25 protein-coding genes are annotated in these 21,754 nt (G+C 71.4%); 18 read left to right on the forward strand and 7 right to left on the reverse strand.

Features of this window, described 5'->3' with window-relative positions; genetic code table 11:
• Positions 1-50: 50 nt before the first annotated feature.
• Together AOM06_RS07475 and AOM06_RS14940 are read right to left on the reverse strand one after the other, a co-directional pair.
• Complete coding sequence (locus AOM06_RS07475; protein ID WP_169747736.1) at positions 51-1,373, reverse strand: site-specific integrase; 1,323 nt, start codon at positions 1,371-1,373, stop codon at positions 51-53.
• Positions 1,370-1,678: a hypothetical protein gene (locus AOM06_RS14940; protein ID WP_062304127.1), complete on the reverse strand. Its 309-nt coding sequence runs from the start codon at positions 1,676-1,678 to the stop codon at positions 1,370-1,372. Before AOM06_RS14940 ends, AOM06_RS07475 begins: the two co-directional genes overlap by 4 nt.
• A gap of 331 nt (positions 1,679-2,009) precedes the next feature.
• Between AOM06_RS14940 and AOM06_RS07485 the strand changes: the two genes are divergently transcribed.
• The 12 genes from AOM06_RS07485 to AOM06_RS07545 all read left to right on the forward strand — a co-directional run bounded on the left by AOM06_RS07485 (position 2,010) and on the right by AOM06_RS07545 (position 12,977).
• Positions 2,010-2,213, forward strand: coding sequence for an excisionase family DNA-binding protein (locus tag AOM06_RS07485; protein WP_062304128.1), 204 nt, complete (start codon positions 2,010-2,012; stop codon positions 2,211-2,213).
• A 123-nt stretch (positions 2,214-2,336) separates the two neighbouring features.
• The gene (locus tag AOM06_RS07490; RefSeq protein WP_062304129.1) at positions 2,337-3,788 is read left to right on the forward strand and encodes a DUF3987 domain-containing protein; all 1,452 of its coding nucleotides are present in this window, start codon (positions 2,337-2,339) and stop codon (positions 3,786-3,788) included.
• A gap of 400 nt (positions 3,789-4,188) precedes the next feature.
• Positions 4,189-4,404: a hypothetical protein gene (locus tag AOM06_RS07495; RefSeq protein WP_062304130.1), complete on the forward strand. Its 216-nt coding sequence runs from the start codon at positions 4,189-4,191 to the stop codon at positions 4,402-4,404.
• Positions 4,405-4,758: 354 nt separating this feature from the next.
• On the forward strand, positions 4,759-5,223 hold the full coding sequence (locus tag AOM06_RS07500; RefSeq protein ID WP_062304131.1) for a hypothetical protein: 465 nt from the start codon (positions 4,759-4,761) through the stop codon (positions 5,221-5,223).
• Entirely contained in the window at positions 5,220-5,441 is a 222-nt protein-coding gene (locus AOM06_RS07505; RefSeq protein ID WP_062304132.1) for a hypothetical protein, read from the forward strand. The genes AOM06_RS07500 and AOM06_RS07505 overlap by 4 nt, the downstream gene beginning before the upstream one ends.
• Before the next feature lie 373 nt (positions 5,442-5,814).
• Positions 5,815-6,924, forward strand: a complete 1,110-nt coding sequence (locus AOM06_RS07515; protein WP_062304134.1) for a hypothetical protein — start codon at positions 5,815-5,817, stop codon at positions 6,922-6,924.
• A gap of 11 nt (positions 6,925-6,935) precedes the next feature.
• Positions 6,936-7,628, forward strand: a complete 693-nt coding sequence (locus AOM06_RS14745; protein ID WP_156163618.1) for a hypothetical protein — start codon at positions 6,936-6,938, stop codon at positions 7,626-7,628.
• On the forward strand, positions 7,625-9,142 hold the full coding sequence (locus tag AOM06_RS07525; protein ID WP_062304140.1) for a terminase large subunit domain-containing protein: 1,518 nt from the start codon (positions 7,625-7,627) through the stop codon (positions 9,140-9,142). Before AOM06_RS14745 ends, AOM06_RS07525 begins: the two co-directional genes overlap by 4 nt.
• 615 nt (positions 9,143-9,757) lie before the next feature.
• Complete coding sequence (locus AOM06_RS07530; protein WP_062304350.1) at positions 9,758-10,972, forward strand: DNA cytosine methyltransferase; 1,215 nt, start codon at positions 9,758-9,760, stop codon at positions 10,970-10,972.
• 23 nt (positions 10,973-10,995) lie between these two features.
• On the forward strand, positions 10,996-11,583 hold the full coding sequence (locus AOM06_RS07535; RefSeq protein WP_228372888.1) for an Eco29kI family restriction endonuclease: 588 nt from the start codon (positions 10,996-10,998) through the stop codon (positions 11,581-11,583).
• Positions 11,584-11,895: 312 nt separating this feature from the next.
• Positions 11,896-12,474 (forward strand): DnaJ family domain-containing protein, encoded by a 579-nt coding sequence (locus tag AOM06_RS07540; RefSeq protein WP_082105398.1) that lies wholly within the window; start codon positions 11,896-11,898, stop codon positions 12,472-12,474.
• A gap of 113 nt (positions 12,475-12,587) precedes the next feature.
• Positions 12,588-12,977: an SHOCT domain-containing protein gene (locus AOM06_RS07545; RefSeq protein WP_062304146.1), complete on the forward strand. Its 390-nt coding sequence runs from the start codon at positions 12,588-12,590 to the stop codon at positions 12,975-12,977.
• A 40-nt stretch (positions 12,978-13,017) separates the two neighbouring features.
• Here the strand turns inward: AOM06_RS07545 and AOM06_RS07550 are convergent, their stop codons facing one another.
• Genes AOM06_RS07550 through AOM06_RS07560 form a run of 3 tightly spaced genes read right to left on the reverse strand, consistent with a single transcriptional unit; the run spans position 13,018 to position 15,874 of the window.
• Positions 13,018-14,061: a DUF8320 family protein gene (locus AOM06_RS07550; protein ID WP_062304148.1), complete on the reverse strand. Its 1,044-nt coding sequence runs from the start codon at positions 14,059-14,061 to the stop codon at positions 13,018-13,020.
• Positions 14,058-15,227 carry a sensor histidine kinase gene (locus AOM06_RS07555; protein WP_062304151.1) on the reverse strand — a complete coding sequence of 390 codons (1,170 nt, stop codon included), beginning with the start codon at positions 15,225-15,227 and terminating at the stop codon, positions 14,058-14,060. Before AOM06_RS07555 ends, AOM06_RS07550 begins: the two co-directional genes overlap by 4 nt.
• Positions 15,224-15,874, reverse strand: coding sequence for a LuxR C-terminal-related transcriptional regulator (locus AOM06_RS07560; protein ID WP_228372889.1), 651 nt, complete (start codon positions 15,872-15,874; stop codon positions 15,224-15,226). The genes AOM06_RS07555 and AOM06_RS07560 overlap by 4 nt, the downstream gene beginning before the upstream one ends.
• Before the next feature lie 168 nt (positions 15,875-16,042).
• Between AOM06_RS07560 and AOM06_RS07565 the strand changes: the two genes are divergently transcribed.
• Positions 16,043-16,585 (forward strand): variant leucine-rich repeat-containing protein, encoded by a 543-nt coding sequence (locus AOM06_RS07565; RefSeq protein WP_156163619.1) that lies wholly within the window; start codon positions 16,043-16,045, stop codon positions 16,583-16,585.
• Positions 16,586-16,593: 8 nt separating this feature from the next.
• Here AOM06_RS07565 and AOM06_RS07570 read toward each other — a convergent pair whose 3' ends face one another.
• Positions 16,594-17,202: a septum formation family protein gene (locus tag AOM06_RS07570; RefSeq protein ID WP_062304158.1), complete on the reverse strand. Its 609-nt coding sequence runs from the start codon at positions 17,200-17,202 to the stop codon at positions 16,594-16,596.
• Entirely contained in the window at positions 17,202-17,990 is a 789-nt protein-coding gene (locus AOM06_RS07575; protein ID WP_062304353.1) for an exodeoxyribonuclease III, read from the reverse strand. Before AOM06_RS07575 ends, AOM06_RS07570 begins: the two co-directional genes overlap by 1 nt.
• 44 nt (positions 17,991-18,034) lie before the next feature.
• On the opposite strand from AOM06_RS07575, the gene AOM06_RS07580 reads away from it, so the two are divergent.
• From AOM06_RS07580 to AOM06_RS07600, 5 genes are read left to right on the forward strand one after another with little or no spacing between them, the layout of a single operon-like run.
• Positions 18,035-18,799, forward strand: coding sequence for an SDR family NAD(P)-dependent oxidoreductase (locus AOM06_RS07580; protein ID WP_062304161.1), 765 nt, complete (start codon positions 18,035-18,037; stop codon positions 18,797-18,799).
• A 45-nt stretch (positions 18,800-18,844) separates the two neighbouring features.
• Positions 18,845-19,408 (forward strand): orotate phosphoribosyltransferase, encoded by a 564-nt coding sequence (gene pyrE, locus AOM06_RS07585; RefSeq protein WP_062304164.1) that lies wholly within the window; start codon positions 18,845-18,847, stop codon positions 19,406-19,408.
• A gap of 39 nt (positions 19,409-19,447) precedes the next feature.
• Positions 19,448-20,368: a hypothetical protein gene (locus AOM06_RS07590; RefSeq protein ID WP_062304166.1), complete on the forward strand. Its 921-nt coding sequence runs from the start codon at positions 19,448-19,450 to the stop codon at positions 20,366-20,368.
• A 28-nt stretch (positions 20,369-20,396) separates the two neighbouring features.
• Complete coding sequence (locus tag AOM06_RS07595) at positions 20,397-20,957, forward strand: LemA family protein (protein ID WP_062304169.1); 561 nt, start codon at positions 20,397-20,399, stop codon at positions 20,955-20,957.
• Positions 20,957-21,700, forward strand: a complete 744-nt coding sequence (locus tag AOM06_RS07600; RefSeq protein ID WP_062304171.1) for a DUF3137 domain-containing protein — start codon at positions 20,957-20,959, stop codon at positions 21,698-21,700. Before AOM06_RS07595 ends, AOM06_RS07600 begins: the two co-directional genes overlap by 1 nt.
• Positions 21,701-21,754 lie beyond the last annotated feature (54 nt).

A 21,754-nucleotide genomic window follows, 5' to 3' on the forward strand; every position in this document is an offset into this window, starting at 1 on the left:
GCGGACGGAGCGGCGTGTGCACAGGGCGTGTGCACAATGCCCGGGATTGGCTAGGACGCCGCTCCCATCGCGGCTGCGATGGCTGCCGATGCACGGGCCGTCTCCTCAGCCCGAGCCTCGGGCAGATAGGTCGCGAGGTGCACCGCCACGGTGTGCCCCAGCAGGCGTGCGGCCTCGGTAGGCAGCACCCCCGCTGAGTGGAGCAGGAACGCGAGCGAGTGGCGGACCGAGTGGAGACGGATCACAGGCACCCCGGCCTCACGGCACAAGGCTTGGAAGCGGTCGCTGTAGAACTCGGGCCGTAGGGGCGTGCCGAGGGCATCCACGACGACGTAGCCGGAGGCGTTCCATGCGGAGCCCGCCGCGAGGCGGTCGTTGGCCTGCTGGACGTGCAAGCGGCGGAGCATGGCGACCGTGCCGGGGTGGGTGGCGTCCAGGGCCACGGTGCGGCGGCGCTGTGCGCTCTTGGGGGTGTCCGTGGCATCGCCGCGCATGAGAGCGACCCGACCCTGGGCGATGGTCACGGTGCCCGCGTCGAGATTCACGTCCGACCAGCGCAGCCCCATGATGTCGGCACGGGTGAGGCCCGACAGCGTGAGCCGCCACGCGCCCGCGAGAGCGTCGGCGTCGGAGTAGTTGCGGAACGTCCGCATCTCCTCGGGTGTCCAGTGCTGAACCTCGGTGCCCTTGACCTCCTTGACGCGGGGAGGCTTCACGCCCTCCACGGGGCTGACGGCGATCAGCCCGTCCTCCACAGCGAATGCGAACGCCTGCCCCAGCGCGATCAGTGCCGCACGGACCGTGCGAGGGCTGAGCGCCTGGCCCCGCTTGCCTCCATCGGCCGCCAGGCGCGCCACCAGGGCGCGCATCTCGGGCCGGGTGACCTCACGTGCGGGACGGTCCCCGATGTGGCGCAGCGGGGCGATCAGCGCGCTGCGGTAACCATCGCGGGTGACCGCGCGGATGTCGTGGCGTGTCGCCAGCCATCGGTCGCACAGCTCGCGGACCGTTTCCGCCTCGGCGGGGGCGAACCTGCCCGCCCGCGCAACCTCGGCGCGAACTTGCTCCACGTAGGCGCGCGCGCCCTCCAGGGTGTCGCACCGCTTGGAAGCCTGACGGCGCTCCCGTGAGCCCGCTGGAGTGGCGTCCACGCGGGCCAGGAACCGCACCCGGTCGCTCTTGGACTTCTCGTAGCGGATCGGCTCATCCCACATCGGGCACTTGGGGCAGGTGAATGCTGCGATCTGCTCGGAACCGTCCGGCCCTGTCACGTGGACCGGCGTCCATCCTTGTCGGCGCTTTCCGCGCGACTCGCCGCAGGATGCGCACGCGGTGGTGCCGGTTGCGGGGATCGCCCGCCGGTTGCCGCTCACGCTGTCACCTTCGCGAGCTGCGCTGGCGTGAGGGTGACGACCCCGCCCGCGTCGCTGACCCGCTTGACCCGTCCTGTCGGGGTGACGCGGTATGCGACGGCCTGCGAGCCCACGAGGCTCGCCGGGTCGATTGTTAGGCCGTCCACCGTGACCAGTCGTGCTGACACATGGGCGTCCACATACGTCGCGAGGCAGTCGCGGAGCACGTCCGCGAGGGGTTCGCCGCGTTCGGCGGCGGTCGCAGCGGCTGCGCTCCACAACGTGTCTGGTACGCGCACGTTCCGTACGCGCGTCGGGTTGCTCATGAGGCGTTCCTCTCTGTTGCGCCAGCCCCACCGGGGCTGCCTGTGTCATTACAGGCTACACCAGAAGGCGCGGCGGACTGTCATTACGCTTAGTGGCGACATCTTGGCGATGTGCGGGCTATGTGGCGCGGGTCGCGCTAGTTGGTACCCGTGTAATACCGGGTGTAATACGTGGCGTGACACGCTCCGTAGGTGAAGAAAGCGGGCGGAGGTCGCAGCGGGGGTGGTTCAGATTTTGCACCAGGGGGGTGGCTGGAGAGCGCGAAAAAACTGTGCAATCGTTGATGGGGTTAGGTGTGTCTACATGCGCCTACATGAGAGAGGAAGCGCGATGAGCATGACGACTGAGGGGGTCCCGTCGAGGGCCGCGTTCTCGCCCGCTGAGGTCGGTGCACGAATGGGTGTCCCGATAGGCGCGGTGTACCGCCTGATCCATGCTGGCGACCTGCGCACCGTCAAGGTGGGGCGCCTTCACCGCATCCCGCAAGACGCGCTGGCTGAGTTCCTGGCGGGCGACGCGCCCGCCGAGGACTGAGCTGTGATCGCGACGGGCGGGAGTGCCTGCACATGAGCCCGTACATGGAGGCGGCGGCCCCCGCCAGGAGCCGCCGCCGGATGTCCGCCGATACGAACCGCTCCAGGCTAGCTGGCCGCCCAGATGGCGGCCAAGCACCTGACCGCCGTGACTGACCCGGTGCACGCTGTCCAGGGCGCCGCGCGTGACCCGGATGGCATGAAGGCAGGCGCGGAAGTGGGGTTGTGGGACACGCCGACGCTAGACCACGTGCGCCGTGCAGCCCTCGCAGCAAGGGTCCGGCCGTCCGCCCTGCTCGGGGTCCTCCTCGCCGTTGTCTCGGCAGAGCTGTCGCACACCGTGGTGCTCCCTGACGTGGGAGGCCTTCCAGGATCGCTCGGGCTCTACGTCGCCGTATGCGCTGAGCCAGGCAAGGGGAAGGGGCAAGCCATCGCGACCGCGCGGAGGCTGATACCGGATGCCCGTGCGGTGCTCACTCACCCGGCGTCCGGTGAGGGCTTGCTGACTGCGTTTCGTGACTACGCGATGATCGATGTCCCGGTGATCGGCTCAGATGCTCCAGCCAAAACGCGGCGCGTGTCCACCGAGGTCTGGGTCACCCGGAACGCGCTCGCCATCTTCGATGAGGTGGGCACGCTGGAAGCCCTTGACCGGCGCGACGGCTCGACCCTATTCGGGCGCCTCCGCACGCTCTGGAGCGGTGGCCCAGACGGTTCCGGCACATCCTCGCGGGAACGCCGCAGGCACCTTCCCGGTGGTGAGTATCGGCTTGCGGTCATCGTGGCGGCGCAGCCCGGCAAGGTCGGGGCGCTGATCGGTCAAGAGGCCCAGCGTGCGGGGACGGCGCACCGGTTCCTGTTCGTCCATCCCGCCCGACGACGTGGCGTGGACGACCTCCAACCGCGCCCCGACTGGCCGGGACACCTCCCCATGGCGTGGCCTGTGCCGCGAGGGCTCGCGGCCGAGGATGTGCCGCCCGACGGCCCGCCGCTGGACGACGCCGACCTCGTGGTGATCGACGTAGCACCTCCGATTGCCGCCGAAGTGGACGCGGCTCTCGACGCGGCGTCATACGACGACACGCCCGCCGACCACACCACCCAGCTACGTCTGAGACTCGCCGCCCTCCTCGCGATCCTTCACGGCGGCACCGAAGTCACCCCAGAGCACTGGGAGCGTGCCCGCCTGCTGCTCATGGAGAGCGAGACCGTCCAGGGCGACCTGCTCGCGCATGAAGCCACCGAGGGGCGCAGGGCGAGGCAGGCGCAGGGACAAGCGCAAGCAGAGCGTGAGGAGGCACGAGACCGCCACCGGCTCCGTGGTGACGCCGCCCGCATGTCGCGCCACGTAGCACAGCACACGGCGCAGCGAGCAGGACAGCCATGCGCGACGAAGTGCGTACGCGAGTCGATCCGCCAGGACGCCCGCCCCAACTGGCGGAGCATCGCAGAGCACGCCCAGGCCCAGGGTTGGCTCACGTACGGGGAGCGTCCCGACGTGCGAGGCGGCGACCGTCCCCCCGTCCCCACCTTCGAACCCGGCACGTCCAACCCCCCGGCCGAGTCGCTGACGTGACCGCCAACCCTCTCGACCTCATGCACCGCACCTACTCAGGCCCGCGAGCCTGCCTAAGTAGGTGCGTAGGTGCGTAGGTGCGGCGGGATGCCCGTCCCTGCCCCAATCCCCGGCAGCCAGGCGCCGGCGACGACAACACCCCAGGTAAAGCAGGAGAAATGTGAATGTAGAACATACATTTCCCATACGTGCGCAAGCCGCCGACCTACGCACCCCCTGAGTAGGTGCACCTACGCACCTACTCAGCCACACCGCGACGCGCCTGCGGCACCGCCTCGGCGGGGGGCTACGCCGCCCCCCACACCCCCGCGACCGCCCACCATGCGCACCGGCGCTCCGCGCCTGCATGGCAGGCGACCACACCGCACTCCACCTGACCGACACGACAGGAGCTGACACCATGACCGGACTCACCCCGGCAGACATCCGCGACCTCCTCGCGAACCTCCCCGACAACCCCATCCGGCTCACCTACCTCACAGCCGGAGGACCACTCGCGACGAACCTGGGCAGCGCCATCCTCCTCAACCACGGCACGCCCAACGCGACGCTCTACCTCGTCGCAGGCGACGACACCACCTACATCACCCCCGACCAAGCCGACCACCTCTGGTAGCCACCTCAACGAGGACGAGCGGCGCCTGATCCGCCGTGCGGCATACGGTCACCGGTTGACATTCATGGACGCGCCTCGCAGTCTGGGCATGAACGAAGCGCGCGAACGCTCCGCCCGGAAGTTTCGGCCGTTGACAAGGCGCCGCGCGAACGTGCGAGCTGCTGGTGGTAGGGCCGGGCTGCACCTCTATTGAGGAGCGCCCGCTATGGCATCACCTGATCAGCGATCAGAAGGATTCTCAGCATCGTCCCTGGGAAGTCGCGCGCGAGGCCCGTGCGTGCACAATCCCATGCACGCAGGGCTCGGCTCGGCCTCCGATTGCTGCCCCGCGCGGTTTCGGCATGAGAGTGGCGAGTGGCCATGCTGACCCCGGCACGCACGCGCGACACCATGGCGTACGCCCTCGACCGCGAGCCGGAACTGGTGCGCCGTATCGGCCTCATCGCCCGGTCACGGTTGGAGACATCGCGGGCGGACCTCGCGCTGGCCGTTGCGCTGCTGTCCCCGCTGGTGGGCTCAGGGCGTGGCTGTGATGTGATCCCGTCGCCCCGAGCCGACGATGCGCGCCGCGAGGGGTGGGGGCATCCTGACGCGCTGCGTCACCTGGCCGCGATGCGTGAGGCCCGCGCCGCTGAGACGCCGACGCTCTCGACGGCGGAGACGTGGCTCCGCTCCGCTGACGCGTGGCACATCGTGTGGGGCTATGTGGAGAACCTGCTCAGAGTGCCGTCAGGTCGTAAGCGCCGCGACGCATGGGCCGCCAGCGGCCTGGAGTACCGGCTTGTTCCGCTCAATGACACCAGGGAGTATCCACGATGACCGAGCACGAGCCTTTGACGTACGACCAGCAGGGCCTGGCCCACGCCATCCGTGCGCTGGGCGCCGATCCCGACCACAAGCCCACACGACGGCGGATGCACGAAGCCGCGCGCCGCCTCACGTCGTACGAAGTGCTCCAGGTGTTCGACACGCTGCCGGATGCGGTGGTGGACCGTGCCGACGTGGGCCGGTGGACACGACCCGAGGGGGAGGGGTAGCCGTGGCCAGGGACCAGCCCCGCGACCTCGCAGCCGAGCGAGCCCGCGATGCCGAGAGCGCGCACCGCGCGTTCGCCCGCATCATGGCCCAGCCCTGCCCCGTCCACGATGCCGAGCCCGGCCAACCTTGCTGGCCCTTGATGGACAGCCTGAACGCCTGCGGGGCTCGCGTGACCGCTCAGGGGTTTCCGCCCGGCGCGCCCGCAGGCCCGCCGCGCTCCCAAACGGGCAAGCGCATCCGCGCGGGGGCCGTCGCGATCCCCGAGCTGCACGACGGCGTGCGCGTCCGCGCTGCTGCTGCGGATGCCCAGCAGGCCGGACGAGCGCAGCGTCGCCACGGCAACCGCCACCAGCCTGGAAGGGGCACGGGAGCATGAGCAAGGGACACCACAAGCGCGACGCGATGGCTGAGCGGTTCGCCGCTGCGGACCTCGCCAACCCCATCGTGGACCTGCCCACGGACGTACGCGGGTGCGCCCGCTGCGGGGTGGCCGTCCGCATGAGCACGGACCCGCCGACGATCACCGCCACCAGCATCAGCGTCGCCGGGCCGATGGCGATGACCAGCGCGGGCCAGCGCTTCCACCGCGAGACGATCCTCCCGCTGTGCCCGGCCTGCACCGAGCGCCGCGAGGTCGCGCAGCGGTGGGCCGATGATGAGTGGACCCTCGCGCAGCGCTGGGGCTCGCTGCCCGTCGTCGTGGGCCGTGTCTGGTGCGCGCTCGACGGGATCGTGCTGGCCGGGGGCAAGCCCCCCGAGAGCGTGCGGGACGTGCTGCTCGCGGCCAAGCACCTGGGGGACATCGGCAACGGTGCCCAGTGGTCGCTCAGGTTCTCGCCCGTGCTCGCCCAGGGGGCCAAGCCCGAGCAGGGCACCATGCGCCCGTGGGGGCACGTGGCCGAGAGCGTCCGCACCGACGCCCGCGCCGCCTACGCGGCCATGCTGCTCGCGCGGGTCGATCAGCCCATCATGCGGGCGTGCCCGTCGCGCGGGTGTCTCTACTGCGGGGTGGGGTCCGTGCTCGCGCTGCGATCCGCCGAGCCGTGGACCCCGCACATGTTCACGCTGGCCCCCATCGGCGGCGGGCAGGGCCGCGCCGGGCAGGCGTCGCGGGCGGGGTTCCTGTGCCCGACGTGCGAACGGGCCTACCAGGATGAGGGGCAGGCCAACGGCATGAGCGCGCTCACGCGGTCCCTGCTGGTCGCGCTGGGCCACCGCGAGGGCCGCGACGGGCCGCCCATCGCGAGCGGCCTGGAAGCGTGGTGCGTGACCGAGCGGCCCCCGTCCGCCGAGCCGTTCGGATGGCTGTCCAACCTGGACCGGCTGCGGGCTGAGTGGGGGCCGCGCCCCGAGAGCGCGAGCCAGCGGCGCAGCCGTGAGAACCGCGAGGCCGCCGCCCGCAAGCGCTCCGAGGCTGCGCGGGCCGCGATGGCCGCCGACCATGCCCGCCGCGTCGAGCGGGACCGGGCTGCGCGGGGTTGACGGGGTTGACCGTGGCACGCCGCAAGACACCGCCGGAACCGGCTGCACCGCGTGAGCGGGACGAGCATGGCCGGTTCACCGGGCACGGCAACGGGCCGGGCATCGGAGGTCCGGCAGGACGCGAGGCGACACGCCTCAAGCCGGGCCACGATCTGACGCCGACAGGGAACGTGCGGGCGCTTACGTCGGGGGCGCGTTCGCCGCGCGTGTACGGGGAGGTGGCCGAGGTTCTGGCGGCGGGGCTGGTGGACGATCAGCCGCACCTGGCGGAGTTTCCGGAGGCGGTGGCGGCGTGGGCGACGGCGGAGGCTCAGGCGATCCTCATGCGCCGCCACGTGGATGAGGTGGGGGCGTTGGAGGAGGGGCGGCCTCGTGAGGCGTCGCTGGCGTGGCTGGTGCGGTTGGAGAGGATGGCGGAGCAGCGGCGGAAGGTGTTGGGGCTGGACCCCATGGCGGAGGCACAGCTCATCAGAGACCGGGCCGCAGCTCATGCGCTTGCCGCGTCGGCTGCGGTGGACCTGGAGGCGTTGGCGGAGCGCGGGCGCCGCATCGTCCAGGCCCGTCGCGCCGCAGGGCTGGAGGTGCCGGACCTTGCGGGGGAGGCGGTCGCGGCGGTGGTGGCGTCAACCCCGGAGGGCGCCCGTCCACGTCACGTGGAGCGCAATGGGGACCGCGAGCCGGACCGACGAGCGGACGCCTCATGAGCGATTTGGACCCGGTGGCGCTGCTCGCGTCGTTCGTCATCGATGATGACGGGACACGGTGGGGGGATGTGGCGATCCCGTACCAGTGGGCGAGTGCGCGGGCTTTCTTGAGTGTCGCGCCGGATTCGCCTCGGATGCATTGGGATGGGCGGCCCCGGGGCGGGTCGAAGACGACGGACCATGCGGCGGTGGACCTTGCAGCGATGCTGTGTCAGGCACCGACACGCTCCACGTCGCTGGCGTACGCCTCGGACCGCGATCAGGCAGCGATCCTGCTGGAGCACATGCGGGCGATGGTGGAGCGGACAGCGCTGGGTGGGCTGGTGGAGGTCACGACGTGGGGACTGCGGGTGATCCGTTCGGGGGCGACGCTCACGGTGGAGCCTGCCGATGCCCCGTCGGCGCACGGGCATGTGCCGTACATCGTGACGGTGGACGAGCTCGCACAGTGGCCCGAGACGCGCGGGCATCGGGCGCTGTGGCATGCCATCGTGTCGGGCCTTCCCAAGCGCAAGGATTCACGCCTGGCGGTGCTGACTACGGCGGGTGATCCGGCGCATTGGTCTGCGGGGGTGTTGGAGGGTGCGCGCGGCTCGCCCCGGTGGACGGTGCGGGAGATGGCAGGTCCGGTGCCGTGGCAGGACCCAGCGGACATCGCGGAGCAGCAACGGTTGCTGCCGGGGAGCGTGTTCGCGCGGCTGATTCTGAACCGGTGGACGGGAGGTGAGGACCGGCTGGTGTCCGCTGAGGACCTCGCCGCGTGCGTCACCCATCCCGGTCCTATCGGTCCAGAGTCGGGCCACGTGTACGTGATCGGTGCTGACCTGGGGCTGACGAACGACCGCACGGTGATCACGGTGTGTCACGGGGAGCCAGGCGATGGGGGGCCAGTGGTGACGCTCGACCATCTGGAGGTGCTGGAGGGCTCCACGGGGCGGCCGGTCCAGCTCTCCGAGGTGGAGGCACGGCTGCGGGCGCTGCATGGGCTGTATCGGTCGCGCGTGATCCGGTTGGACCCGTGGCAGGGCGTCCACATCGCGCAGCGGCTCCGTGCGGCGGGGGTCAACGTGGAGACGTTCGCGTTCACCGCACAGTCGGTGGTGCGTCTCGCGTTGGCACTGCATCTGACGCTGAGGGAACGGCGGATGCGGCTGCCCGACGATGCGCGCCTGTTGGACGAGTTGGGAACGGTACGGCTGCGGGAGACGGCGGCGGGCCTGCGCATGGATCACGACGCGGGCAAGCACGACGATCAGGCCATGGCGCTGGCGCTGGCCACGTTGGCCCTCGTGGAACGCCCCCCGGTTGGGCCTATCGCGCCACCGCGTCCAGCGCGTGGGCGCATTCCGGAGCATGATTGGCGCGCCGTCGCGCGGGGACGGTCCGTGCGCGCGGAGGTGGTGGACCGCGACGGGGTGCCGTTGTCGGGGGTCGTCAGGCTGCCGCCGTCGGGGGCGTTGGCGGGTGGACGAGGGGTGGTCAACCCGCGCACGTCCTCGGTCTGGCGGCGCTGACCGCGCGTGAGCGGGTGGGTTCTCAGTGCGTTGAGCTGGGGGCTGTGGAAGATGCGCCGCACTGTCGGTCGCTGCGCATAACCTGGTAATGCCCGATATCGGCTAGTGAAAGGCTGTGCATGCCCGTCCCTCACGACAACACGACCCGCCGAACTCCATTCCGCGACGGAACCTATCGGCCCACCTGTGCGTGCGGCTGGAAGTCGCCGTTGACAGACCTGCCGACGTCGCTCCATGCCGCCGACGACATGTACATCCGACACATCCCCGCGCCGAAGGTGGAGCCGGTCGTGTGGCCCCCGGCCACGTACCCCGTGCGTGGCCGCATCCGGGTGGTGTCGGGCGGCTTGCCTGGATTGGGTAGGCGCCACTAGGTGATGAGTAGTGGTCCCCGCGTCGGGATGCCCCGGCGCGGGGGCAACTGCCTGCGTGGGAAGTGCAGGCGCTCGTGCGCTTGCGCACCCAACACGTGGGAGGGGATCGGCGTGGACGGGGCGCCGCTGGCCGGTGTGATCCACGTGGCCGCTGCGGTGCGCCTGTGAGGTAGGCCCGCGATCCGTCCCCCGATGCGTGGCAGTCCCACGAGTGTGGGAGCCATCATCTAGCATGCTCGGCATGCGTAGCGTCGAACTATTTGCGGGGGGCGGTGGGCTCGCGCTAGGTACGCACCTCGCCGGGTTCACGGCTGAGGTTGTGTCTGAGTGGAACAACTGGTGCTGTGACACGCTGCGTGAGAACAGGGCTGCCGGGCATCCGCTAGTACAGGGCATCGATGTGCGCGAAGGTGACGTGCGCGGCGTCGATTGGGACGCCATCGAGCCCGGCGTTGATCTTGTGAGCGGCGGTCCGCCATGCCAGCCGTTCAGCGGTGGCGGGAAGGGCCGTGCCGCCGATGACTCGCGCGACATGTTCCCCGCGACCGCCGACGTGATCCGCCGACTCCAGCCCCGCGCATTCATCATCGAGAATGTCCGTGGCCTGACGCGTTCGGCCTTCTCGGACTACTACTCGTACATTCAGCTTCGACTCGCGCACCCCGAACTCGCGCCGCGCGAAGGCGAAGCATGGTCCGACCATGCGGCCCGCCTGCAAGCGGAGCACACCTCGGTGCGTTCAGACCTTCAGTACCGTGTCGTGCCCACCCTTGTGAACGCCGCGAACTACGGCGTTCCCCAGCAGCGGTGGCGTGTGTTCTTCGTGGGCTTCCGTTCCGACGTGGACGCCGAATGGTCGTTCCCGGCAGCCACACACTCTGCCGAGGCGCTTCGTCATGTCCAGGACGTGACGGGCGACTACTGGGAGCGCCACAACGTTGCCAAGCGTGACCGCCTGGTGCCGAAGGACCTCAGTGCGAAGCGTCGAGAGCTTGACGCGGACAACGGCCTGAAGCCGTGGCGCACCGTCCGCGACGCCATTTCGGACCTGCCCGAGCCCACTCTGAATGGTTCGACCAAGTACCTCAATCACGTCCTCCAGCCGGGCGCGAAGTCATACCCGGGACACACAGGCTCGTACATTGACGCACCGTCGAAGGCGCTCAAGGCAGGCGTCCACGGCGTCCCCGGCGGCGAGAACATGCTCCGTCGCCCCGATGGCACGGTGCGCTACTTCACGGTGCGCGAAGCGGCCCGCCTGCAGACCTTCCCCGACCGCTACCGGCTCCACGGACCTTGGGGAGAGGCGATGCGCCAGCTCGGAAACGCCGTGCCCGTTCTGCTCGCGGAGAAGGTCGCAGCGTCGGTCCATGAGCACCTCGCCCTCGCAAGCGTCCGAGAGGCGACCAAGGGCGCCCACCTGCGTGCAGAGGCTCGCAGGGCTGGCGTCGCATGACAACGCCGTTTAACCCCCTCGACATGAGCAACCTCGCCCACAGCATCCTGACGAGGATGGAAGAGAAGGCTGCTCAGCCGTTGCAGAGCATTCAGCCGTTCGAGGGCGGTGGCGTGTATGCGATCTACTACAGCGGGCCATTCCCGGCATACGCCCCTCTCGCGGCTGCGAACGTACCCACGCCCACGGTGCCGATCTACGTAGGTAAGTCCGGCGCGTCGGGATCGCGAGCGGGAACAGGCAAGACCGGGGCCAGCAAGACCCCGAGCAAGTTCAAGCTGTACCAGCGCCTGCAGAAGCACCTTCGCAGCATCGAAGCGGCGACGAACCTGGACGCCGCTGACTTCAGCGCACGATGGCTCGTCGTGGATGAGATTTGGGTCCCCGTTGGTGAGTCAGCCGTGATCCGGGAGCACAGCCCGCTCTGGAACTCGATCATTCCGGGCTTCGGAAGCAATCCCCAGGGCAGCGGCAGGGACTTGGGCGAGCGCAGCCGTTGGGACACGCTGCACCCAGGTCGCGCGAACGCGGTGGTTCTCAAGGACCGCAAGGAGACGGCACAGCACATCGAGCAAGACGCGCTTAATCACCTCAACACGCATTTGCCGTAGCTCTGATCGATGTCGGGGCTCCCGCACACGGCGCGACGAAGGGCGCCCGGCGACATGCCGGGCGCCCTTCGCGTTGTGTGCACGGCGTGTGCACAAGGCGTGCACAAACGCCGTGAGAGTAGATGGGGTTGGATGACGCTAGATGACCCTCGCGCCGCACGGGACACGCCTAGATGGGTCTAGGCGTGTCCCGCCGGTCGCTCTACGGATCAGAAGGTTGGGGGTTCGAATCCCTCCGGGCGCGCCAGACACCGAGGCCGGACCGCAAGGTCCGGCCTTCGTCGTCTCCAGGACGCGTGCGAGCATGGTCCCATGCGTGGCGTCTCGGACCGGGATCCCAGCGCCGCGACCGCGCGCTACCGCGTCGACCGCGACGTGGCGCGGGACGTGCGCGAGGCGGACGATGCGCCCGAGCCGACCGTCGACGTCGCGGCGCTCTCGGCGCGCGAGGAGCGCCGCGTCCGCGAGGCGGAGCGTGAGCAGCGCCTGCGTCGCGACCGCGCCGCCACGCAGCACCTGTGGGTCGAGAGACGCCTCGAGGAGGCGTTCGCGCGCGGCGACTTCGACGACCTCCCGCTCGCGGGCAAGCCCATCCCTGGGATCGGCGCCCACGACCCGGACTGGTGGGTGAGGGGGCTCGTCGAACGCGAGCAGCTCTCGGACCTCGGCCCCGAGTCGGTGCGGCTGCGCGCGGAGGACGAGCGGCTGGACGCGCGGCTCGACACGCTCGCGACCGCAGCCGAGGTGCGCGAGGCGGTCGAGGACTTCAACGCGCGTGTGCTCGCGGCCCGGTGCCGTCCCGCGGCGGGGCCGCCGCTGGTGACGCCCACGCGCGAAGTCGCGGCCGAGGTCGACCGGTGGCGTGCGCGTCGCCCGGGTCGCGCGCGCTGAAGGCCGCCGGAACCCGGCGATTTCGTGCGATAACGGCGCGCCGTGACTGAGGATTGCCGCTAGTTTGAGAGGCGACGGCGTGCACGGGCACCCGTACGCAGAAAGGCAACGCGATGGACTTCTTCGCCAACTTCCTCAACATCCTGCTGTGGTCGCTGTGGTTCGCGATCTGGATCGGGTTCATCTTCCTGGTGATCCGGTTCGTGTTCGACGTGTTCCGCGACAAGGACCTCTCCGTCATCGGGAAGATCCTGTGGACGCTGCTCCTGGTGCTGGTGCCGTGCATCGGCGCGCTCATCTACATCTTCGCGCGCGGCAAGGGCATGGCCGCCCGTGACGTCGCCGCCGCGGAGGCGGTGCGGGCCGCTCAGGTCGAGTACACGCAGGGCCTCATGACCGAGGCCGGCGCGGCCACCGAGATCGAGAAGGCCAAGGCCCTGCTCGACTCGGGAGCGATCACCGAGGAGGAGTACGCGGCCCTCAAGGCGCGCGCCCTCGCCTGAGGCGCGACGAGTCCCCGTCCGGCGGCCTGGCCCTCGCGGGTCAGGCCGCCGTCGTGCTCCCGTCCTCGTCGAGGACGATGCGCTCGACATCGTCTCCCGCGACGGTGACGATGCTGATCGCCTCGGCGCGCTCGGCCGGCAGCAGGCGCACCGTGACGGTGCCCGACGCCGCGTCGAGCGCGCGAGTCACAGCCGAGTCCGCCCGGGCCATCGCGGCCCCCGTCGCGAGCCCCGACCCGCGGTCGTCGAGGAGGTTGACCTCGACGCCTCGAGCGCGCGCGCGTGCCGCGGCGTCGAGCACCGCGGGTGTCGCGAGCGCCCTGCCGCGGACGCCGTCGCGCAGGCGCGCCTCGGCCTCCCGCACGTCGCCGCGCTCGGCGTCCGAGAGCGGGCGCCCGTCGGCGATGCGCTCGAGCAGCGGCAGGGATGCGGCGGCGACCTCCGCGGCGCGCTGGAGCCGCACCTGGCGTTCCGCCTCGGCGGTCGCGGCGGCGGCCGCCGCGTCCACGGAGCGCTCGGTGAGCGAGTTGATCCGGTGCGCGGTGCGGCGCAGGCTCGTGACGAACAGCGTCGCCACCACCAGCAGGCCCACCTGCGTGTCGACCATCATGAGGCCGCCGAGCGCGCCGCGCCCGGTGGTCCCGGCCCAGTACGCGGTGATGGCAGCCATGGCCGCCATCGCGCCCCACGCGAGCGCGGTGCGACCGCGCAGCACCAGGAACCACAGCAGCCAGGTGTTCGATCCGAGGTGCCAGGACGCGCGCCCCGTGGGGCCCTCGGGCGGGAGGCACCAGGAGATGAGGAGCGTCGAGACGATCACGGCCCCCACCACGAGCCACGAGTCGCGCAGCGGGAACGGGTCGGGATGGGGGCGCCCGAGCAGCACGCCGGCGAGGCTCACGATGATCGCGGAGACGTAGGCGGGCCACGTCACGCTGAGCGACTGGATCGTCGAGATGGTGAAGACGACGTTGGTGACGATGAACACGCCGAGGATCAGGCTCGCGCCCTCGGACCGCAGGCCGAGCAGCCGGCTGACGTCGACGGTGCGCGAGGCCTGCGGAGGTGCCGTGATGTGGCTCATGCGCGCCTCCAGACGAGCGTGACGGTGGTGCCGTGCCCGGGCGTCGAGCTCACATCCGCGTCGCCGCCCGTGACAGCCTGCATGCGCTCGAGGATGCTCACGCGGATGCCGAGCCGGCGCGGGGAGATGCGGGAGGCGGCGAAGCCCGCACCATGGTCGGAGATGACCACGCGCGCGGACTCGTCGTCGACGTCGCACTCGACCCGGGGCTCGCAGCTCGGGCCACCGTGGCCGAGCGCGTTCTTGAGCGCCTCCGCGGTGGCCTCGGCGAACGCGGCGACCACGCCGGCGGGCAGGGGGGCGTCGCCGTCGACGGCGTAGCGCACCGGCACCGCGGGATCGATCGTCGCGGCGGTCGAGCGCACCACCGCGATGAACTCCTCCGGGTCGTAGTCGCGGGACTCGCTGCGGCCGCTCACCAGCGACTCGACGCTCGCGAGCGCGTGGCGGGCCTGATCGGCCAGGGACTCCGGCGGCGCGGGGCGGGACGCGGCCAGGAGCACCGACATCACGTCGTCGTGGACGATCGCGTTGATGCGCCGCTGCTCGGCCTCCCGGGTGTTGCGGCTCGCCTCGAGCGCGGCCTGCTCGCGCGCGTGCGCGGCCGCGGCATCCTGCCGGTCTCCCGCCGCGATCACGGCGATCGAGATGCCGCACACGATGAGGCAGAAGATGATCGCGCCCAGGCCGTCGAGCGTGGCGTCGAGCGCCGAGTCCTCGCGCACCTGGATCTGCGTGAGGGCGACGATGGGTCCCTGCGCGAGAGGGTAGACCCACCCGACCACCCGCGGCCACGAGATCGCCGCCGCGGTGGCATGCACGGCGGTCACCCCCTGGATCCAGGGCTTCCCGTCGTTCGCGAGGAACGGCTCGTGCATCATCCACGGCCAGGCGAGCTCGACCGCCATGAACACCATCGAGGTGGTGCCGGCGATGATGAGCAGCGGACGGATCGCGATCACGCGGGCCAGCAGCGTGTACGTCACCGGGATCCCGATGCCCACGACGACGGTGAGCCAGCCGAACGGCCCGCGGAGCTGGTCGACCTGCTTGATCCAGCCGCTGTCGCCGTTGGCGAGCAGGCCGCCGAAGATGAGGGCGCCGATGCCGAGCGCGAACAGGAGGGTGCGCTGGATCCGCTCGCGTGCCGGGTGCAGACCCGTCACTGGGGGCCTTCGAGCAGGCCATCCTCGAGCGCACGCTTGTAGAGGTCCACCCGCGATGCCGCGGGGCGTCCCGCATCGGCGTACTTGCGACGGATGCGGCTCACGTAGTCGGCGACGGTCTCGCGCGAGACGCCCAGGTGCCGAGCCACGGAGAAGGCCGTGAGGCCCGAGGCGTACAGGGAGAGGATCTCGCGCTCGCGGGCGCTCAGCTTCGCGTCCGCGAGCGAGTCGTCCGAGTCGATCGCGGCGGCCCAGTCGGTGCCGAAGACCTCCTGGCCGGCGGCGGCCGTGCGGATGGCCTCGAGGAGCACATCGGGCTCGGAGGACTTGCGGATCAGGCCGAGCGCGCCGGCGCGGGCGGCGGACTGGATGAGCTTGCGGTCCTCGCCACCCGTATAGATGAGGACGTGCGAGCCCATCGCGTGGATCGCGTCGATGTTCGCCTCGGGGGTGGATCCGTCCGCGAGCCGGAGGTCCAGGACCACCAGGTCGAGCGTCCGCCCGAGCCCCGCGAGCGAGTCGACGCTCTCGACGAGCCCGGCGAGCTCGAGGTCCGGCGCGCCCTCCACGAGGTCGCGGAAGCCGAGGGAGATGAGCGCGTGGTCCTCGACAAGAGCGATCACGCGGCGCTCCTTCGCGGCGGTCATGAGCATTCCCCTTTCCTACCCCTGGAACTGTAGTCGAATCCCGTCCGGAAGCAGGGGTGACACGAGCATCGCTCGCTTGTGCCCCCACAAATGGGGGCTTGCCGGTCGTTGCGGCGCGCGAGAACCTCATACCGAGGTACACGCGGGAGGTGGAGAGGGGTTCGAGCAGTGAGCTGGTCGACCGAGTCTCTTGCACTGGTCGTCACGGGGGGAATGCTCCTGCTCGTCGTCATCGCCTCTCTCCACTCCCGCGTGGCCCTGGCCTCCGGCTCGAGGATGATCTTCCTCGTCGGCGCCGTCTCCTTCATCGCCTTCGCGCTGCTGTGCGAGTACGCGATCGATGTCCATGTGCCGCCCGTGGTGCTCATCCTTCCCCTCCTGCCGATCGCGGTGATCGTGGCGATCGTCAGGCGGATCGTCCGGGACAGCCGTGCCCGACGCCCCGCGGCCGCGCCCGTCGCGCTGACCTACCGGGCGGAGTCCGCGGCGGCGCCCTTCGACGCGCACGGCGCGGGATCGGAGCGGCTGCTCGCGACTAGCCCGTACGCCACGGCCGCCGAGCTGTCGGAGCTCGCGTATGCGCACCCCGAGCTGCGGCCCGCCATCGCATCGAACCCGTCGGCCCCGGCGAGCCTGCTGCAGTGGCTCACCGAGCAGGGCGAGCCGGCCGTGCTCGCCGCCATCTCCGCGCGCGGGCGCCTGCTGGGCTGAACCTGGCCTCAGCGCCGCTCGGCGGTGCCGCGCTCGAGCGACCCCGTGAGCGGGGAGCCCGCCGTCACCACGCACACCCCCGTGCGGTCACCCGCCTTCCACGAGGCCTCGCTCGGCGCCCACGCGCGCCACGAGAGCCCGTCGGCGAGCGCGGCGGGGACGATGCGCGCGACCCGGCCCGGGCAGAAGTCGAGCATGGCGGCGGCCACCGCATCGTCGCCCGGCCACGCCTCCTCGGTGAAGGTGCGCTCCGCCACGGCCTCCGCGAGGTGCGGCTCGTCGCAGGCGACCGCGGTGACCGATCCGGCGGGCTCGCTCACCGCCGGCAGGTCCTCCAGGCAGATCCCGGGCACGACCGCGACCGCGGCCATGCGTCCGGTGTCCCCGCGCTGCGCGGGCTCGATCGCCCGCGCGGAGGCCTCCAGCGTCACGTCGGCGACCACGCCGCCCGCGATCGCGAGCGCCGCGGCGCCCCCCACGATCCAGGCGAGCCGCCGACCTCGTCGGCGGGGACCGCGCGGGGCCGGTCGCGGCGCGGACCGCTCGCTGCGCGTGGCGGCGCCCGGCGCGTGCCCGTCCTCGCCCAGCGTGGGCGGCGGGACGAAGCCGTCCGTCATCAGGCGTCGGCGAGGTCCACGACCACGGGCACGTGGTCCGAGGCGCCCTTGCCCTTGCGCTCGTCGCGCACGATGCTCACGGCGGTCGCACGGGCCGCCAGGGGCGCCGAGGCGTACGCGAAGTCGATGCGCATGCCCTCGCCCTTGGGGAACCGCAGCGCCTTGTAGTCCCAGAACGTGTAGGTGCGCTCCTCCGGGATGAAGCGCCGCGACAGCTCCTCGTACCCGGCGGACTCGAAGGCGTGGAAGGCCGCACGTGCCTCGGGGGTCACGTGGGTGACGGCCTCGGAGTCCTCCTCGGACCAGATGTCCGTGGGCAGCGGCGCGACGTTGAAGTCGCCCACGAGCGCGGTGGGCTGGTCCGCCCACGTCGCGGCCGCGTCGCGCAGGCGCGCGAGGAAGTCGAGCTTGTAGGCGTAGTGCGGGTCCGCGAGGCCGCGGCCGTTGGGCACGTAGAGGCTCCACACGCGCACGCCGCCCGCGGTCGCGCCGAGCGCACGCGCCTCGACCACCGGGTCGCCCGTCTTGGCGAAGCCGGGCTGCTCGGGGAAGGACGTCTCGACGTCCGTGAGGCCCACGCGCGACGCGATCGCGACGCCGTTCCACTGGTTGAGGCCGTGGATCGCGAGCTCGTAGCCGGCGGCCTCGAAGGCCTCGCGCGGGAACTGCTCGGGCTTGCACTTGATCTCCTGCATCGCCAGCACATCGGTGCCGGACCGCTCGAGCCAGTCGACCACGCGGTCGACGCGGGCGCGGATGGAGTTGACGTTCCAGGTGGCGAGTCGCATGGCCACCACGGTACCGGCGGACGATGCGCCGGTAGCCTCGACGCATGGCGATCGCATTGGTGACAGGGGCCTCGTCGGGCCTGGGCGAGGAGTTCGCGTGGCAGCTCGCGACGGCGGGGCACGATGTGGTGCTCGTGTCGCGCTCGCGGGATCGGCTGAGCGAGGTCGCGCACCTGCTCGAGGGCGCGACCGGGCGCTCCGCCGAGGTGCTGCCCGCCGACCTCACCACGGAGAAGGGTCGCACGGCGGTGGCGGCGCGGCTGCAGGCGGAGGCGCGTCCCGTGAGCCTGCTGGTGAACAACGCCGGCTTCGGGATCGGCGAGCGCTTCGCCGAGTCCTCGTGGCGGCACGAGAAGGCGCTGCTCGACATCCATGTGACCGCGCCGCTCCGGCTCGCGCACGCGGCGGTGCCGGGGATGATCGCGCGCGGTCACGGCGCGGTCCTCAACGTCTCCTCGGTCGCGGCGCATCTGGCGAACACCACGTACGCCGCTCACAAGCGCTGGGCCGTGGACTTCACGCAGGCGCTCGCGGGGCAGCTCGGGGGGACGGGCGTCACCGCGACGGCCGTCCTGCCGGGGCTGGTGCGCACGCGCTTCCACGACTCCGACGCGCTGAGCCACATGCGCCACGAGTTCCCGGACACGGTGTGGCTCGACCCGGAGCGGGTGGTCGCGTCCGCGCTCGCGGCGGTGCGCCGCGGGCAGACCGTGGTGACGCCGTCCCCGGGCTACGCGGTCGCGGGCGCCGTGCTGCGCGCCGTGCCGCGCCGCCTCACGCGGGGGCGCCGCAGCATGCAGAAGGACTGACGGTCGGGCCCGGCGCCCGCATCGTCCGCCGTTAGGCTTAGCCCCATGACCGGTACCCCTCGCGAGCAGCTGCGCGACCTCATCAAGGAGCTGGCCGTGGTCCACGGCCGCATCACCCTCGCCTCGGGCAAGGAGGCGGACTACTACGTCGACCTGCGCCGCATCACCCTGCACCACCGTGCCGCGCCGCTCGTGGGCCACGTGCTGCTCGACGCGCTCGAGGAGGCGGGCTTCGGTCCCGCCGACATCGACGCCGTGGGCGGGCTGACGCTCGGCGCGGACCCGGTCGCGACCTCGCTGCTTCACGCGGCCGCGTCGCGCGGGCTCGACCTCGACGCGTTCGTGGTGCGCAAGGAGAACAAGGCGCACGGCCTGCAGCGTCGCATCGAGGGGCCCGATGTGGCCGGCCGCAAGGTCGTCGCGGTCGAGGACACCTCGACCACGGGCGGCTCGGTGCTCACCGCGGTGGGCGCGCTCAAGGAGGCGGGCGCCGAGGTGGTCGCGGTGGCCGTCATCGTCGACCGCGACACGGGCGCGCGCCAGGTCATCGAGGAGGAGGGGCTGCCCTACCTGTACCTCTACGGGCTGGACGACCTCGGTCTGTCGTGATCCTTCCCCGCGCCTCGCGGCCTCGCTAGGGTGGCCCGCATGCGGGGGATCATGGCGATGCGCGTCGGCGCGGGCGCGCTCGGCCTGCTGGGCGCGGTCGCCTGGTACGGCGGGGGCACCCACCTCGACGTGATCCTCGCGATCGCGGGCGCGGCGGTGCTCGCGCTCCTCGTGTGGGAGGGCGTGTCGCGCCTGCGCCACGGCAACGAGGCGGCGGAGTTCGCGGCGTCCCACGGGTGGGAGCACGTGCAGCGCACCGCCGCCTACTCGACGCGCTTCAGCGGGACGCCCTTCGACGCCACCGGCTCCTCGGTGCGGCAGGAGGACGTGCTGCGAGGCGTGTACGGCGGGATCCGGTGCGCGACGTTCACGCATGTGGTGGAGCGCCAGCATGACGGCGAGCGGTCCGCGGCGCAGGTCTACCAGGTGACGCTCGCGGAGCTGCCGGTCCTGCTGCCGCGGCTCGACATCGTGCCCGAGAACCTTGCGCACACCGTCGCGCAGGCGCTGGGCGGCGTCGACGTCGAGGTCGAGTCGCATGAGTTCAACAGGCGCTGGCGCGTCGTCACGCGCGACCCGCGCTACGGGCACGACGTGATCGATCCGCGGATGATCGAGCGCCTCCTGCAGCCGGACGCGCAGGGCCGGTCCATCCGCATCTCGGGTGGCGCGGTCCTCACCTGGACCGCGGGCCGCGAGGGGGTCGACACGCTCGCGAAGCGGCTCGACGTCGTGGTCGGGGTCGCGCGCCGCATCCCCGCGCACGTGGTCCGGCGTTTCAGCGAGGGCGGCGGCTCGCTCGTGGACGACGCCCCGCTCGCGGGGCCCGCGTGGGCGACCACCCCCGGCGTGCTCAACTCGCGCCGCTACACGGGCATCGGCGCCGATGCCGATGGCGACGGTGTCGAGGACTGGCGACAGCCCGGCGAGCGTCTGGGCAGCGACGACGAGACTCGCTAGAGTCGCGCAGAGACGTCAGGAGAGACATATGTGGGAATGGGTTGTCATCGCGCTGGTCGTGATCCTCGTGATCGTGGCGCTGTGGGCCGTCACGGCGTACAACGGGCTGGTCCGGCTGCGGAACCTGGTGCAGGAGGCGTGGCGCCAGATCGACGTCGAGCTGCAGCGCCGGCACGACCTCATCCCCAACCTGGTCGAGACGGTCAAGGGCTACGCCAAGCACGAGCGCGAGACGCTCGAGGCCGTGATCCAGGCGCGCACCGTCGCGGCAGCCCCCGGCTCGTCGCCCGCGCAGCAGGCGGAGCAGGAGAACATGCTCACGCAGGCGCTCGGCCGCCTCTTCGCGCTCGCCGAGGCCTACCCGGACCTCAAGGCCAACCAGAACTTCCTCCAGCTCCAGCAGGAGCTCACCAACACCGAGGACCGCGTCGCCGCGGGCCGCCGCTTCTACAACGCGAACGTCCGCACGCTCAACACGCGCATCGAGACGTTCCCCACGGTGTTCATCGCGAACATGTTCGGCTTCACCCGCGAGGAGTACTTCGAGACGCACGAGGCCGCGCGCCAGGCGCCGAACGTGCAGTTCTGATGGTCGACCCGTTCGGCGCGGCCGACGGGCTGATCGGCGGGGCGTTCGCGATCTTCCCGCTGATCTTCGTCGGGGTCATCGTGCTCATGGTGGTGCTCGGGGTCCGCGGCTTCATGGCGTCCCGGCGGCGCCGCGACGCGATCGCCGCGACCGTGGCGGCGAACCACCTGGGCCACCTCGCGGAGGACCCCGCCCGCGTCACGTACTTCTCGAGCCCGCCGTTCGGGACCGGGCGCCGTCGACGCGCGCGGGACATCGTGTGGGGGACCATGGGCGGGCGCCCGTTCGAGACCTTCGCCTACTCGTACGAGACGGAGAGCCGCGACTCGGAGGGCCGTACCAGCACCACCACGCACACGTTCCAGGTGACGTGGGTGCCGCTGCCGGCGCCGCTCGCGACCGTCCGGTTCACGGGGGACAACGCGCTGCTGCGGGCGCTCGGGAAGCTCGGCGGCCGCGACCTCGACACGGAGTCCCACGAGTTCAACCAGCGCTGGAAGGTGTGGGCCGAGGACGATCGCGTCGCGCACGCGATCCTCACCCCGACCGTGATCGACCGCCTGCTGCGCCAGGACATCGTGGGGCGGGCGTTCGTGGTCGAGGGCGCCGCGATGTACTCCTACGCGCAGTCCGCGAGCGACCTCGCGGACCTCCCGCTCGTGGTGGGCGCGCTCCACGACCTCACCGACGCGATCCCGGCCTTCCTGTTCGAGGGCCCGCGCGAGGCGGACCCCGCGTCCTGACGGCCGGCGTCCGCGCATCGTCCCCTCCCAGGACCCTGCCCTGCGAGGATGAGC

The sequence above is a fragment of the Demequina subtropica genome, from assembly GCF_000971235.1.
Classification (GTDB): Bacteria; Actinomycetota; Actinomycetes; order Actinomycetales; family Demequinaceae; genus Demequina; species Demequina subtropica.